This window comes from Massilia sp. WG5, from assembly GCF_001412595.2.
GTDB lineage: Bacteria > Pseudomonadota > Gammaproteobacteria > Burkholderiales > Burkholderiaceae_D > Telluria.
The window spans coordinates 1212642-1228369 of the sequence record NZ_CP012640.2 but is presented as its reverse complement, the minus strand read 5'-3'; the positions used below and the strand labels follow the sequence as shown (position 1 = coordinate 1228369).

Sequence of the window (15728 nt, the reverse complement as noted above, 5' to 3'; positions counted from 1 at the left end):
CAATTTTGAAGAGACGATTCGCGCGAGCTTAACGGACTCTGGCGGGAGGCGGCGCACGATTGACAGCCCGCTTGGGGAGTAGTTGTAGTAAGGCGACAACTAATTTTAAATAATTGTCGTAGTGAAAGTGATTAAAAGAATAATTTTTCGTGCTTTTTGGTTACAACTCAACTAGCATACGGGTGTTACATCAACAGCGCGCGGAGTGAACCATGATGACCGTCGATCTTGACGAGCTGATGCATAGCGACACGGCGTCGAGCTGGGGAGAAGCGCTGTTTTCCCTGGGCCGGCACTATGGTTTCGAGAAAGTCTTGTTTGCGATGTCGGGCTCGCGCCATGCCCGCCTGGAGCATGCATTTTTCCAGACCAATTACCCGCGCAAGTGGCGGGAACGTTACGAGGCCGAGCGCCTCGCCTATGTCGACCCGACGGTCAGCCATTGCCTGTCGAGCACTTTACCGCTGGTGTGGCAGGCCGACACCTTTCGCAGCCCGGCCCAGCGCGCCATGTATGAAGACGGTTGCAAGCAGGGCATCCGCGCCGGCGTCACCTTTCCGATCCACGGCCCGAACGGCGAGTTCGGCATGCTGACCTTTGCCTGCGATCCCGGTCCGGAGCGGAGCTTTGCCACCGAGGCGCAGCCGCTGCTGCCGGAACTGGCCCTGGTGCGCGACCATGCCTTCGCTTCCGGCGTCCGCTTCTGCCCGCCGCCCACGCAGGAAGCTGCGCCACGGCTCACGCCGCGCGAACTCGAAGTCTTGAACTGGGTGATGGCGGGGAAATCGTCGTGGGAGATTTCAAAGATCACCGGCTGCTCCGAGGCGACGGTGAATTTCCATATGGGCAACATTCGCCAGAAATTCAACGTCAACACCCGGCAGCAGGCGGTGGTGAGGGCGATCTCGCTGGGGCTGATCAGCCCAGAAGATCACCATCGTTGAGCTTGCCATTTACATAGAGCTTCAACAGCAGGGCCACCGGCGCAGGAATGGCCAGGCCCGTTTCGAAGCGGCTGCCGCTCGACTGCGTCACGCCGAAGCGTCCCCAGAATTTTTCCTGGCTTTCCCGCTTGCTGATGCGGTATTTCTTCAGCTCGCTGACGGTCGGAGCCAGCGCTGCCTGGAATTTTGCATTGACCGCCTCGGGCTCCCGCAGGCTTGCTTCGGTAACGAAATCATTAGCCATCGCCGCTCCTCTCTGGAAAGGGTTGTAAAGATGTATGGAAGACAAGACAAGTATTCCATGCATCATTCATCCGGCGACCTAGCAATATTGATAGTTCCGACAGGAATCCCTCGTAAACACAGGAAACTGTTGTTGCGCTAGTTGAGCTACCGCAAGCTTGGTGTTTCCGGGCTTGATTTCCGGGCCAGTTCTTGCCAGAGGAAGGTATAGGTCAAGGCCCACATCGTCGCCGTCTGCTCGTTGTTCGCTGCGCCGGCGTGGCCGCCCTCCGTGTTTTCCCAGTACAGCACCTCGTGACCCTGTTCCCGCATCAGGGCCGCCATCTTGCGTGCATGGCCCGGATGGACACGGTCGTCGCGGGTGGAGGTGGTGAACAGCACGCGCGGATAGCGGCGCTCCCGCGATACCTGGTGATAGGGGGAGTATTTGCCGATGTAGGCCCATTCCTCGGGGTCGTCCGGATCGCCGTACTCGCCCATCCAGGATGCGCCGGCCAGCAACTGGTGGTAGCGGCGCATGTCCAGCAGCGGCACCTGGCAGACCACGGCGCCGAACAGCTCCGGACGCTGGGTCAGCGCGGCCCCTACCAGCAGGCCGCCGTTGCTGCCGCCCATGATGCCCAGGTGGGGCGGGCTGGTGAGACGGCGCGCGACCAAGTCTTCGGCCACCGCCAGGAAATCGTCGAAGGCCTTCTGGCGCTGGTGCTTGAGCGCAGCCTGGTGCCAGCGCGGGCCGAACTCGCCGCCGCCGCGAATGTTCGCGAGCACGTAGACGCCGCCGCGCGCCAGCCAGGCCTCGCCGGTGATGCCGCTGTAGAAGGGCGTGAGCGACACTTCGAAGCCGCCGTACCCGTAGAGCAGGGTCGGATTGGCGCCGTCCATCGGCGTGTCCCTGCGCATCACGACAAAGTAGGGGATGCGCGCGCCGTCGCGCGACACCACATCGAACTGGCTCACCGTGTAGGGGCTGGCGTCGAAGAAGGCCGGCATCGCCTTCAGCAGTTCGCGCTCGTCGCTGCCGGCGTGGCCCAGGTAGAGCGTGCTCGGGGTCAGGAAGTCGGTCACGGTCAGGAAGTAGTCGTCCGATTCGATCTCGTCGACGCCGGACACGCCCAGCGCGCCCATGCCGGGCGCCAGGACTTCGCGCCGCTGCCAGCCGCCGTCCTCGTGGCGCAGTTCGACGATCCGGTTCTTGACCTTGTCCAGCACCGTCAGCAGGATCGCGTCGCGGGTCACGGCGATGCCGTCCAGCGAGGTCGTCTCGGTGGGCGTGAACAGGGTGCTGAAATCGCGCTCGCCGTCGAGGAAGCGCGCGAAGTCGATCGCCAGCAGCGCGCCCTGCGGGAACGACGCGCCGCCGGCCTGCCAGTCGGAGCGCAGCTGGACCAGCAGCTGGTCGCGCACCGTGAAGGCGTCGGCGTCCTCGGGCTTGTCGACGCGGGTCAGCGCGCCGCCGGCCGGGTCGCGCACGAACAGTTCGCTGCTGTAGAAGCCGATCTGGCGCTGCACGAACTGGCGCTCGTACCCGGGTGTGTAGTCGTACCAGGCCGAGGCCGAGAGGTCGTCCGGCTGCGCTTCGTAGACCGGCCGCGCGGCTTCGAGCGGGTCGCCGCGCTTCCATTCCCTGACCACGCGCGGATAGCCGGAGCTGGTCATCGAGCCGGGGCCGAAATCGGTGGCCACGAAGATGGTGTCGCGGTCGATCCAGCCGGTGCTGGCCTTGGCTTCGGGAAGCCTGAAGCCATCCTCGACAAAGGCCAGGCTGTCGAGGTCGAATTCGCGCACCACGTGGGCATCGCCGCCGCCGCGCGACAGCGAGACGAGCGCGCGTCCGCCCTGCGGTTTCAGGTGCGACGCCCCGGCCCAGACCCAGTTCTCGTCCTCGTCGCGCGCCAGCCGGTCGAGATCCAGCACGGTCTGCCATTGCGGGGCCGGCTTGCGGTATTCATCGAGGGTGGTGCGGCGCCAGAGGCCGCGCGGGTGGTCGGCGTCGCGCCAGAAATTGTAGAACCAGCCGCCATGCCGGCCCACGTAGGGGATCCGGTCCTTCGAATCGAGGATGTCCTTCAGGCGCGTGCGCAGCGGCGCGTAGCCGGGCGCCGCGGTCAGCTCGGCCTCGGCGCCGGCATTGTGGCCGGCGACCCAGCCGAGCGCGCGCTCGGAGTCGACCTCTTCCAGCCAGAGGTAGGGATCCTGTTCCATCGATTGCATATGCCTGTTCCTTAAGCGCCGCTGTTTGACTGTTGGGCTCTCGCCATTTGAGGCCGATTGCGTAATACTAGCAACTATCCGAATTCCCGCCGCACACCCAACACTGACATGGCTGAAGCGAGTACGCGCAACATGGGCAAGACCGTCGGCGCCCGCGGCCCGGTGCGCATCGCCCTGTGGGCCGGCGGCTTGTGGCTCGCGCTGCTGGTGGGCGCCGGCTTGTACCTGGGCGCGCTGCGCACCGTCGACGATGCCGCCCAGCGCCGTTTCGACAGCATCGCCCAGGGCGCCCGCCAGCGCCTGGACAGCGCAGTGCAGTCCTATGCCCAGGTGGTGCGCAACCTGTCCGGCCTGTTCAACGCGAACGGCGGCGAGGTCTCGCGCCTGCAGTTCCACCGCTACGTCGAATCGCTGGATGTGCGCGAGAACTACCCGGCGATCGAATCCGTCAACTACGGCGCCCACGTGCCCGATGCGCAGCGCGATGCCTTCGTGGCCGCGGTGCGGGCCGACCGCAGCCTCGATCCGCGCGGCTATCCGGATTTCGACATCCGGCCGCCCGGACACCGTCCGGCCTACCTGGTGCTGACCTACCTGGAGCCGATGATGCGGCCCCGGCTCGGAGTCGACATGCTGGCCAACGGGCCGTCGGTGGCGCGCGCGCTGGACCAGGCGCGCGACCGCGCGGAGCCGATCGCTTCCGCCCTGCCGTTGAAGATCGCGGCCCCGCGCCCCATCCTCGCCCTGACCCTGCGCTTGCCGGTCTACCGGGGCGGCGCCGTGCCGGACAGCGTGGAAGGGCGCCGTGCCGCCTACCTCGGCTCGGTCGGGATGGGCTTCTCGATACCGACCCTGGTGCAGCGCGCGCTGGAGGGCGTGGGGCAGCATCCGGTGGCGCTGCAACTGTATCTGGCGAACGCCGAGCAGTCCGCCGGCAGGCGGGTCCTTGCGGTGACGCAGGCCGACACCCTGCTCTACGACAGCGCCGGCGGGGAGGCGCGCGAGCCGCGGGCGCAGCGCGGCGCCCGCGCCCTGTATGAAACGGTGCTGCCGGTGCGCTTCCAGGGCTACCTGTGGAAGGCGCGCTTCGTCGCCAGCCGGGCCGACCTGGTCGACGGCTTCGGCACCTGGTTTCCGCGCATGGCCTTTGCGTCCGGTTTTGGCGCGACCCTCATCATCTACGCGCTGTTCCTGAAGCTGTACTGGTCGCGCCGCGCGGCGGTCGAGCAGCGCGTGCTGCTCGACCTGGTGCTGGACAACGTCGACGCCTACGTCGACATGAAGGACCACGAGGGGCGCTTCCGCTACGTGAACGCGAAGACGGCCGCCGCCGCCGGCCTGCGCGCCGAGGAGATGATCGGCCGGCGCGACCGCGAGCTCATGCCGCCCGATCGCGCCGAGGCCGCGTGGGAGCTGGACCGTCCGGTGCTGGAGACCGGGCAGGGCCGCTCCGTGCAGACCGAGATCACGCTGGCCGACGGCAGCGTGCGCCAGCTGTGGAGCGTGAAGGTGCCGGTGCGCGCCGAAGGCGAGGTGGTGGCGGTGCTGTGCGTGTCGACCGACGTCACCGACCTGTACCAGCTGAAGGCCCGCGCCGACGCCGCCAGCCAGGCCAAGAGCGACTTCCTGTCGAACATGAGCCACGAGATCCGCACGCCGATGAACAGCATCATCGGGATGTCCTACCTGGCGCTGAAGCAGGCGGCCGACCCGCGCCAGCGCGACTACCTGCAGAAGATCCACCACTCGGCCCAGCACCTGCTGGGCATCATCAACCACATCCTCGACTTTTCCAAGATCGAGGCCGGGCGCATCGAACTGGACCTGCTCGACTTCACCCTGGACGCACTGATGCGCAACCTCGCCAGCCAGCTCGGCGAGGAAGCCGGCGCGAAGGGCCTGGTACTGGACTTCGACATCGCGCCGGAGCTGCAGCGTCCGCTGCGCGGCGATCCGCTGCGGCTCGAGCAGGTGCTGCTGAACTTCACCTCGAACGCGATCAAGTTCTCGGACCGGGGGCCGATCGTGGTGCGGGCGCGCGCCGAGCGCACCCTCGGCACCGACACCCTGGTGCGCTTCGAGGTGATCGACCGCGGCATCGGCATCGCCGCCGAGGAATTGCCGCGCCTGTTCGCGCCTTTCCACCAGGCCGACCCATCGACCACGCGCCGCTATGGCGGCACCGGCCTGGGACTGGTGATCAGCAAGCAGCTCGCCGAACTGATGGGCGGCGAGGTCGGCGTCGACAGCGCGCCGGGCGAGGGCAGCACCTTCTGGTTCACGGCCCGCCTGGCCACGCCGGCCGAGCCGGCGCGGCGCGCGCTGTCCCCGGCGGCCGCTCCCGTCCTCGCACCGGGCGCGCCGGGCGCGCTGGCGGGCAGCGCCATCCTGCTGGTCGAGGACAATGCCTTCAACCAGCAGGTCGCGCGCGAACTGCTGGAAGACGCCGGCGCCAGCGTGGTCGTGGCCGGCAACGGCGCCGAAGCCCTGGCGCTGATGCATGCGCGCGGACCGGACGAACCCTTCGGCTGCGTCCTGATGGACGTCCAGATGCCGGTGATGGACGGTTTCGAAGCGACCCGCCGCATCCGCGCCGACGTCCGGCTGAAGGACACGCGCGTGATCGCGATGACGGCCAACGCCGGCCTCGAGGACCAGGCGCGCTGCCTGGCGGCCGGGATGGACGAATTCGTGACCAAGCCGGTGGCGCCCGAGAACCTGATCGCCACCGTCGCCCGCGCCCTGGGCCGCAGCGTGCAGCGCCCGGTGGTCCCGGCACCGGCGCCGGCGGCCGCGCAGGGGCCGGCGCTGCTGGACCTCGCGGTGCTGGCCGATACCTTCGGCGGCAATCCGGAAAAGATGCGTAAATATGCCTTCATGTTCCTGGAAACGGCGCGCGAGGGGCTGCTGGAGATCGACCGCGCACTGGTTTCCGGCGAAATCGGGCGCGCCGCGAATGTCGCGCACCGGATCAAGTCCTCGGCGCGCACGGTGGGGGCGATGGGCTTTGGCGACGTCTGCGCCGACCTCGAAGCCCAGCGCGAGCGTGGCTCGATCGCGCAGGCGCGTTCGCTGGCGGCGCGCCTGCGCGCGCTGCTGGCGCGGCTGGAACGCCACATTGCCGCCGAACTCGGGGCGCGCCAGCAGGATCAGAAGGCCTGAGCTCTTCCATTAACTTGTTTCGGGCGGCTCCTTGGTAGTATGCTGCGGGGGTCCAACAGAAGCAGTCCACCATGCGCTCCCCGATCTCCCCCGGCCTCCTCATCCTGCACGGCAACCAGATGGAATTGCTGCGCGCCGCCGTCTTCGACTGGCTGCGCGCCAACCCGCTCGGCCCGCTCGAGGAGGAAATCATCCTCGTGCAGTCGAACGGCGTGGCCGAATGGCTGAAAATCTCGCTGGCGGAGGAGCTGGGCGTGTGCGCGGCGACCCGGGTGGCGCTGCCGGCGCGCTTCCAGTGGGAGGCCTACCGCGGCATGCTGGGCCCGGAGCGTGTGCCGCGCCGCTCGCCCTTCGACAAGGACGCGCTGACCTGGCGCCTGATGCGCCTGCTGCCCGAGGTCCTGCCCAAGGAGAAATTCGCGCCGCTGCGCCACTTCCTGCTGGACGGCGACCCCGAGCGCCGCCTGCAGCTGGCCGAGCGCCTGGCCGACCTCTACGACCAGTACCAGGTCTACCGCGCCGACTGGCTGACCGACTGGGCCCAGGGCATCGACCAGCTGCGCCGGCCGGGCGGCGAGCCGGTGCCGCTGGCGCCCGACCAGTGCTGGCAGGCCCAGCTCTGGCGCGAAGTCCACGAAAGCCTGCCGCCCGAGCGGCGCTGGTCGGGCCGCGCCACCATCCACCAGCAGTTCATGGCCGCGGTCGAGGAAGACCGCCAGCCGGCCCAGCGGCTGCCGCGCCGCGTGGTGCTGTTCGGGATGTCGACCCTGCCTTACCAGACCATCGAGGCGATGGCCGGCCTGTCGCGCCACGCCCAGGTGCTGCTGGCGGTGCCAAATCCCTGCCAGTTCTACTGGGGCGACATCATCGAGGGCCGCGAACTGCTGACCGCCGCCTACCGCCGCCAGCAGGCCCGCAACGGCAGCAACCTGGCCGAGGTGCCGGTCGAGGAACTGCACGCCCACAGCCATCCGCTGCTGGCCAGCTGGGGGCGCCAGGGCCGCGACTTCGTGCGCATGCTGGACGAGTTCGACGGCGGCCAGGGCGCGAAGTTCGGCAACCTGCGGGTCGACCTGTTCAACGAGGGCGACGACGGCACGCTGCTGTCGCAGGTGCAGGCGGCGGTGCGCGACCTGCTGCCGCTGTCCGAGCATCCACATGTACCGCCCGATCCGGCCGACCGCTCGATCGAATTCCACATCGCCCACAGCCCCCAGCGCGAGGTCGAGGTGCTGCACGACCAGCTGCTGTCCTGGTTCGCGCAGGACAGCGGCTTGCGCCCGCGCGAGATCGTCGTGATGGTGCCGGACATCGACACCTTCTCGGCCGCCGTGCATGCGGTGTTCGACCAGCACAAGCGCAGCGACCCGCGCTACATCCCCTTCGAGATCGGCGACGTCAAGGACCGCAGCGTGAATCCGCTGCTGGTGGCGATGGAGTGGCTATTGCGCCTGCCGCAGCAGCGCTGCCGCCAGAGCGAGGTGCGCGACCTGCTGGACGTGCCGGCGCTGGCGGCGCGCTTCGGCGTGGAGGAGGACGACCTGCCGACCCTGGGCCGCTGGATCGAAGGCGCCAGCGTGCGCTGGGGCCTGGACCAGCGCCATCGCGCCGGCCTGGGCCTGGGCTCGGCCGGCGAGCAGAATTCCTGGCTGTTCGGGATCCGGCGCATGTTATTGGGCTACGCCACCGGCGCCGGCCCCAGCTTTGGCGATATCGAACCGTATGCGGAAGTCGGCGGCCTCGACGCCGCCCTGGCCGGCGCCCTGGCCGAGCTGGTGGAAAGCCTGCTGGCCTGGCGCGAGCAGCTCGACGCCGTGCTTACGCCCGCCGAGTGGGGCCAGCGCGCGCGCGCCCTGATGGCGCGCTTCTTCCGCGCCCGCGACGACCAGGACCGCATGATGCTGAACCAGCTCGAGGAAGCGCTGCAGTGCTGGCTCGAGATCTGCGAGAACGCGCTGTTCGACGAGCCGGTGCCGCTCGGCGTGATGCGCGAAGCCTGGCTGTCGGAACTCGACCAGCCGGCCCTGAGCCACCAGTTCGTGTCCGGCGGCGTGACCTTCTGCACCCTGATGCCGATGCGCGCGGTGCCCTTCAAGGTCGTTTGCCTGCTGGGCATGAACGACGGCGACTTCCCGCGCCGCGGCCACCAGTCGGATTTCGACCTGCTGGCGCTGCCGGGCCTGCAGCGCCCGGGCGACCGTTCGCGCCGCGACGACGACCGCTACCTGATGCTGGAAGCGCTGCTGGCCGCGCGCGACAAGCTGTACGTGAGCTGGGTCGGGCGCAACGTGCGCGACAACACCGAGCAGCCGTCCTCGGTGCTGGTCTCGCAGCTGCGCGACTACCTGAAGGCCGGCTGGGACATGGAGGAGGGCCTGCCCGACCGGACCACCGTGCACGCGCTGCAGCCCTTCTCGCGCCGCTACTTCGAGCGCGGCGGCCTGCTCACCTATGCCGGCGAGTGGCGCTCGGCCTATCGCGACGACGCGCAGGCGGCGGACAGCGACGAGGCGCTCCCGCCCTACGAGCTGGAAGCGGATTACCGCCTCAAGCTGGGCGAGCTGGTGTCTTTCCTGCGCCAGCCGGCGCGCTACTTCTTCCGGCGCCGCCTGGGCGTCAACTTCGGCAGCAACGAGGTGGTCGGCGAGGACGAGGAACCGTTCTCGCTGGATGCCCTCGAACGCTACTTCCTGGAAGACGCCCTGCTCGACGACAGCAGTTCGCCGGAAGCCCAGGACGAGGTGCGCCAGGTGCTCGACGCGCGCGCGGGACGCCTGGTGCGCGAAGGCAGGCTGCCGATCGGGCTGCTCGGCAAGCAGTGGCAGCAGCAGCTGGTCGAGGACCTGGTGCCGGTGCGGCGTTCCTGGCTGGCGCTGGGCGCGCGCTATCCGACGGCGGCGCCGAAGCTGGTGGTCAGCCTGGAACTGAAAGGTCTTTTGCTCGATGACTGGATCGACAAGCTGCGCAGCAACGACGGCGAAACCGTCTGGCTGCTGCAGATCTCGTCCAAGGTCCTGGACCGCAAGGGCGCGCCGCGCGGCGACAAGCTGATCGGCCCCTGGCTGCGCCAGCTGGCCGCCGCTGCCAGCGGCGCCAGCATCACCGGCTACCTGGTGGCGCGCGACGCCACCCTGCGGATGCCGCCGCTGGATGGCGGCGCCGCGTACGCCGTGCTGGAAAACCTGGCGGCGCTGTGGCGCGCCAACCTGGACCGTCCGCTGGCCGTGGCCTGCAAGACCGCGCTGGCGCAGATCGCCGGCGAGGACCCGCGCGAGGTCTACGACGGCGGCTTCGAGCTCAAGGGCGAGGTCGACGACCCCGTGCTCGCGCGCCTGTGGCCGGAATTCGCGCTGCTGCGCGCGTCGGGCGACTGGCCGCGCACGGCCGAAGCGCTGTACGGCCCGCTGGCGGCCTGGCTGCGCGACAGCGTGAACGTCACCAGGTTCGGCGACAAGGAAGGGGAGGGCGCATGAGCCAGTTGCTCGAACCCCTGGGCTTCCCGCTGCACGGCTCGCGCCTGATCGAGGCCAGCGCCGGTACCGGCAAGACCTGGACCATCGCCGCGCTGTACCTGCGCCTGGTGCTCGGGCACGGCAATGCGCAAGGGCAGGAAGCCGGTTTCCCGCGCCCGCTGATGCCGCCCGAGATCCTGGTGATGACCTTCACCCGCGCCGCCACCCGCGAGCTGTCGAACCGCGTGCGCGAGCGCCTGGTGCAGGCGGCCGGCTACTTCCGCGGCGAACTCGGTGGCGACGACTTTGTCGACGATCCCTACCTCGAAGCGCTGGCCGAAAGCTACGAGGACGAGGCCGCGCGCCTGGTCGCCGCGCACCGCCTGGTGCTGGCCGCCGAGACCATGGACGAGGCGGCGATCTTCACCATCGACGCCTGGTGCCAGCGCATGCTGCGCGAGCACGCCTTCGACAGCGGCAGCCTGTTCGACGAAGAGCTGGTCAGCGACGAGCGCGCCCTGTTCGAGGACGCCGCCAACGACTACTGGCGCCAGCACGTGTATCCGCTGAACGGACACGCCTTGACATCCCTGCTGGCCGTCTGGCCCGACGTCGAGGCCCTGAAGGGCGCCGCGCGCGAACTGGTCAGGCGCGCCGAGCTGCTGGGTCCGGACTGCGTCGACGAGAACGGCAATCCGAACGACATGGCGCCCCTCGGCGCCGTCATCGCCGGCGTCGAGCGCGCCCAGCAGGCCAGGCTGGCGCACCTGAAGGAAGGCTGGCGGGCGCGCGCCGATGCGATGGAAGCCTGGATCGGCGGACACCGCGCAGCGAATCCGAAGTGCTTCAACGGCACCAAGATGAAGCCGGACTCGCTGGCGAAGTGGTTCGAGGCCCTGCGCGCCTGGGCCCTGGATCCGGCGCTCGTGCAGCCGGACCTCGGCGATACCGCCTGGCGCCGCCTGACGCCGGACGGCATCATCGATGCCTTCGCCAAGGGCTTCAGCACGGCGCTGCCGGAATGCTTCGAGCATACCGAAGCGCTGAAGGAAGCGTTGGACGAGATCGAGCCGATGGCGCATGCGCTGCTGCGCCATGCCGCCTGCAATATCGCGCGCCGCATGATCGACCTGAAGCGCCGCAACCGCCAGTTCGGCTTCGCCGACATGCTGGCGCGCCTGAAGGCCGCGCTGGAAGGCGCGAACGGCGAAGCGCTGCGCAAGCGTATCCTCGACCAGTTCCCGGTGGCGATGGTCGACGAATTCCAGGACACCTCGCCGGACCAGTACCGCATCTTCGACCTGCTGTACCGCGTGGCCGATAACGATCCGACGCACGGCCTGTTCCTGATCGGCGACCCGAAGCAGTCGATCTACGGCTTCCGCGGCGCCGATATCCACAGCTACCTGTCCGCGCGCCGCGCCACCGCCGGGCGCCACTACCAGCTCGGCACCAACTACCGCTCGACCAAGCAGCTGGTGGCGGCCGTCAACCGGCTGTTCGAATATGCCGAAGGCGGCAAGGCGCATCCCGGCTATGCGGCCGGCGCCTTCCGCTTCCGCAAGGAGGGCGAGAATCCGCTGCCCTTCGAGCCGGTCGGGGCGGCGGGACGCGCCCAGGAGCTGGTCGGCGTGGACGGGCCCTTCCAGGCGCTGGCGGTGGCCACGACCGATCGCGAAGACCTGCGCGCCGACGACTACCGCGACTTCTTCGCCCACCACTGCGCCGAGCACATCGTCACACTGCTGAATGATCCGAAGGTGGGCTTCGCGGACCGCGACGGCGGCTTCAAGCGCCTGATGCCGGCCGATATTGCGGTGCTGGTGCGCGACCGCCGCGAAGCCGCGGCGATCCGGCGCGCGCTGGCGCAGAGGAAGGTGGCCAGCGTCTACCTGTCCGACCAGGATTCGGTGGTCGAAAGCCAGGAAGCGGTGGACGTGCTGCGCTGGCTGCAGGCGGTGGCCAGCCCGCTCGACGGCATGCTGGCGCGCACCGCCTTCGCCACCGCCACCTGCGCGCTGCCGCTTCCCGAGCTGGCCCGCCTGTCGAGCGACGAACTGGCCTGGGAAGAGCGGGTCGAGCAGCTGAAAGGCCTGCACCAGACCTGGCAGCGCCAGGGCGTGCTGGCGATGCTGCGCCGCTTCATCCACGAACTCGGGCTGCCGGCCAAGCTGCTGGCTGTCTCCGGCGGCGAGCGGCGCCTGACGAACCTGCTGCACCTGGCCGAACTGCTGCAGGAAGCCAGCCGCGAGCTGGATGGCGAACAGGCCCTGATCCGCTGGTTCGCCGAACAGATCGAGGGACTGGGCGAGGGCGGCGATGAACGGGTGCTGCGCCTGGAAAGCGACGCCGAGCTGGTCAAGGTGGTCACGGTCCACAAGTCGAAGGGCCTGGAATACCCGCTGGTCTACCTGCCCTTCGCCGTCACCGCGCGCAAGACCGACCGCCGCAACCGCGCCTTCTTCGAATACGTGCATGAGGACGGCGGGCGCCGCATCGACCTGGCCCTGAGCGAGGACGCGCTGAAAGCCGTCGACCGTGCGCGCCTCGAAGAAGACCTGCGCCTGCTGTACGTGGCCCTGACCCGCGCGCGCCACTTCCTGTGGCTGGGCGTGGCGGCCGTGGCGGCCGGCCGCAAGGGCGAGAACCGGCTGCACGAATCGGCGCTCGGCTACCTGCTGACCGGCGGCGAACCGGTCCAGGCCGCGGCCATGCGCGAGCGCTGGGAAGGCCTGCGCGGCGGCCTCAATGCGATCGAGCTGCACACGCTCGAGGCGCCCGAAGGCTGCACGCAGCTGGTGCGCGCCGACGTGCGTCCCGAACTGCTCGAGGCCCCGGCCTTCACCGGCCAGTTCGAACGCAACTGGGCGGTCGGCTCCTTCACCTCGCTGACCCGGAACACCGTCGCGCCGCCGACCCGGCCGCAGGAAGAAAACCTGATGGAAGAGGACGAACCGGGCACGGTCGAAGTGCAGCGCGCGGACGACGCGCCGTGGCACCGCTTTCCGCGCGGCGCCACGCCCGGCAACTTCCTGCACGAGCAACTGGAGTGGATGGCGCAGGAAGGCTTCGGCCGCATGGACGAGGACGAGCTGTATGCGCGCCGGGTCCAGCGCATCCAGCGCGCCGGCTGGGGCAACCGGGTGGACGACGCAATGGAATGGCTCGATGCGCTGGTGAGCCTGCCGCTGCCGCCGGTCGGCTGCGCGCTGGCCGAGCTCGAGGAAGTGGTGCCGGAGATGGAATTCTGGTTCCCCAGCCGCGCCCTGGACGTGGGCGCGCTGGACCGCCTGTGCCGCCAGCGCCTGCTGGGCGACGTGGAGCGCCCGACCGTGCCGGAGCGCCAGCTGCACGGCATGCTGAAGGGTTTCACGGACCTGGTGTTCGAGTGCCATGGCCGCTACTGGGTGCTGGACTACAAATCGAACGCCCTGGGCCCGAACGACGCCGCGTACACCGAGCGGGCGATGGCGGCGGCGATGGCCGGGCACCGCTACGACATCCAGGGCGCGATCTACCTGCTCGCCCTGCACCGGCTGCTGCGCGCGCGCCTGGGCGAAGCCTACGACCCGCGCGAACAGCTGGGCGGCGCGGTGTTCCTGTTCCTGCGCGGGATCGGCAACGAGGCCACCCGCGGCTGCTACCTGATCGAGCCGGACATGGTCCTGCTCGATGGACTCGATAGGCTGCTTGCAAATGACTGATTCCATCGACGCCGACAAGATCGATATCTTCTGGTTCGAGGTGGAGCGCCTGACCGAGGCCGGCGAGCTGCGCCGCCTGTCCGGCGCCTTTGCCCGCTTCATCGCCTCGCTCGGCCTGGCGCCGGGGCCGCTGCTGCTGGCATCGCTGGTGCTGTCCGAGCTGGAAGGGCGCGGCCACAGCTGCCTGCTGCTGTCCGACCTGGCCGAGGACGCGGCCGCGCTGCTCGGCCTGCCCGCCGAGGAGTGGACCGAACTGGCCGCCGCCATCAAGCCGCTGCCGAAGAACACCAGGGGCTGGATCACCCAGCTGGCCGGCTGCGAGCAGGTGTGGCAGGCCGGCGAGTTCGATTACGGGCAGCCGCTGGTGCTCGATGGCGACCGGTTTTATCTGCGCCGCTACTGGCGCGACGAGACCCTGGTCGCGAAGTCCGTGAGCGCGCGCGCCAGGGAGCGCCAGGCTGTCGACGCGCCCGCCGTGCGCACCTGGCTGGACCTGCTGTTCGCGTCCCAGCGCGCCGCCGAGAAGCCGGACTGGCAGAAGCTGGCCTGCGCGATCGCCCTGCGCGGCAGGATGGCGATCATCACCGGCGGCCCCGGCACCGGCAAGACCTATACCGTGGCGCGCCTGCTGGCGCTGCTGTTCGCCACCGCGCCGGACGCCGCCCGCCAGCGCATTGCCCTGGCCGCACCGACCGGCAAGGCGGCCGCGCGCCTGAAACAGTCGATCGACAAGGCGCTGGGCGAGCTGGCCGACAAGGTCGACGGCAAGCTGCCGCTGCGCGAGCTGACCGCGCGCATGGGCGCCGCGCGTACCCTGCACAGCCTGCTGGGCGCGCGTCCGGACAGCCGCGCGTTTGCCCACCACCGCGGCAATCCGCTCGACGTCGACGTGCTGATCGTCGACGAAGCCTCGATGGTGCACCTGGAGATGATGGCCTCGCTGCTGGACGCGCTGCCGCCCTCGGCGACCCTGATCCTGCTGGGCGACAAGGACCAGCTGGCCTCGGTGGAGGCCGGCGCGGTGCTGGGCGACCTGTGCCACGACGCCCAGTCCGGCAACTACGACGAGGCCACCGTCACCTTCGTGCGCGAGGCCAGCGGCGAGGAAATCCCGCCGGAATACGTGCATGCCGGCGGCGCACTGGCCCAGCAGACCGTGATGCTGCGCCACAGCCGCCGCTTCGGCGGCCCGATCGGGCAGCTGGCGCTGGCCGTGAACGCCGGCGATGTCGAAGGCGCGGCGGCGGTGCTGCGCGCGCGCGGCGCCCAGGAGGTCGAGGCGGCCCACGCCCTGCGCTGGATCGAGCACGCCCAGCAGCCGCATGCGATCGGGCTGGCGCTGGAAGGCTACCGGCCCTATCTGCGCCTGCTGGGCGAGGGACCCCGGGAAGCGCATGAAGAATGGGTGCGCGCCGTGCTGCAGCGCTTCGAGGCCTTCCGCATCCTGTGCGCGGTCCGCGAAGGCGAGTGGGGCGTCGAAGGCCTGAACACGGCGATCGAGCAGCGCCTCGACCAGGTCGGCCTGATCCGCCGCAGCGGCGACTGGTATGTCGGCCGGCCGGTGATGGTGACCCGCAACGATTACGCCACCAATGTGTTCAACGGCGACATCGGCCTGACCCTGCCTGATCCGGCGCGCCCCGGCTCGCTGCGGGTCTGGTTCCTGGAAGGCGACAAGGTGCGCAGCGTACTGGCCACCCGGCTGCGCCATGTGGAGACGGCGTATGCGATGACGGTCCACAAATCGCAGGGCTCCGAATTCGCGCACACGGTGCTGGCGCTGCCGAAGGAGGGCGGCGCGGTGCTGGCGCGCGAACTGGTCTACACCGGCATCACCCGCGCCAGCCGGGAGTTCACATTGCTGACGCCGGCGCCCGGGGTGCTGGGCGAGGCGATTGCGCGGCGGACGCATCGGGCCAGCGGCTTGCGGGGGATGATCGAAAAATAGCCGGCGATGTAAGGATTCTTTGCACCAATCTTTGCTTTCCATACGGCAACAATGTTAAAGTTGC

Annotated in this window: 7 protein-coding genes; 5 read left to right on the top strand and 2 right to left on the bottom strand. The window is 69.2% G+C overall.

Translation table 11 applies throughout. The annotated features are described in order from the left end of the window. Positions 1-212 precede the first annotated feature (212 nt). A complete protein-coding gene (locus AM586_RS05300; protein ID WP_229411233.1) occupies positions 213-944 on the top strand; it encodes a LuxR family transcriptional regulator in 732 nt (243 codons plus the stop codon). Here the strand turns inward: AM586_RS05300 and AM586_RS05295 are convergent. Both AM586_RS05295 and AM586_RS05290 read right to left on the bottom strand, forming a co-directional pair. Beyond that, positions 919-1188 carry a helix-turn-helix transcriptional regulator gene (locus tag AM586_RS05295; protein ID WP_047826043.1) on the bottom strand — a complete coding sequence of 90 codons (270 nt, stop codon included), beginning with the start codon at positions 1186-1188 and terminating at the stop codon, positions 919-921. The genes AM586_RS05300 and AM586_RS05295 overlap by 26 nt on opposite strands. 146 nt (positions 1189-1334) lie before the next feature. Then, the gene (locus AM586_RS05290) at positions 1335-3398 is read right to left on the bottom strand and encodes a prolyl oligopeptidase family protein (protein ID WP_047826044.1); all 2064 of its coding nucleotides are present in this window, start codon (positions 3396-3398) and stop codon (positions 1335-1337) included. Positions 3399-3506: 108 nt separating this feature from the next. On the opposite strand from AM586_RS05290, the gene AM586_RS05285 reads away from it, so the two are divergent. The 4 genes from AM586_RS05285 (at position 3507) to recD (ending at position 15664) form a co-directional block, all read left to right on the top strand. After that, positions 3507-6560 (top strand): CHASE domain-containing protein, encoded by a 3054-nt coding sequence (locus tag AM586_RS05285; RefSeq protein ID WP_229411234.1) that lies wholly within the window; start codon positions 3507-3509, stop codon positions 6558-6560. Positions 6561-6631: 71 nt separating this feature from the next. Then, complete coding sequence (gene recC, locus AM586_RS05280) at positions 6632-10033, top strand: exodeoxyribonuclease V subunit gamma (RefSeq protein WP_047826046.1); 3402 nt, start codon at positions 6632-6634, stop codon at positions 10031-10033. Beyond that, a complete protein-coding gene (gene recB, locus AM586_RS05275; protein ID WP_047826047.1) occupies positions 10030-13716 on the top strand; it encodes an exodeoxyribonuclease V subunit beta in 3687 nt (1228 codons plus the stop codon). Before recC ends, recB begins: the two co-directional genes overlap by 4 nt. After that, the gene (gene recD, locus AM586_RS05270; RefSeq protein WP_047826048.1) at positions 13709-15664 is read left to right on the top strand and encodes an exodeoxyribonuclease V subunit alpha; all 1956 of its coding nucleotides are present in this window, start codon (positions 13709-13711) and stop codon (positions 15662-15664) included. Before recB ends, recD begins: the two co-directional genes overlap by 8 nt. The last annotated feature ends 64 nt before the right edge of the window (positions 15665-15728 follow it).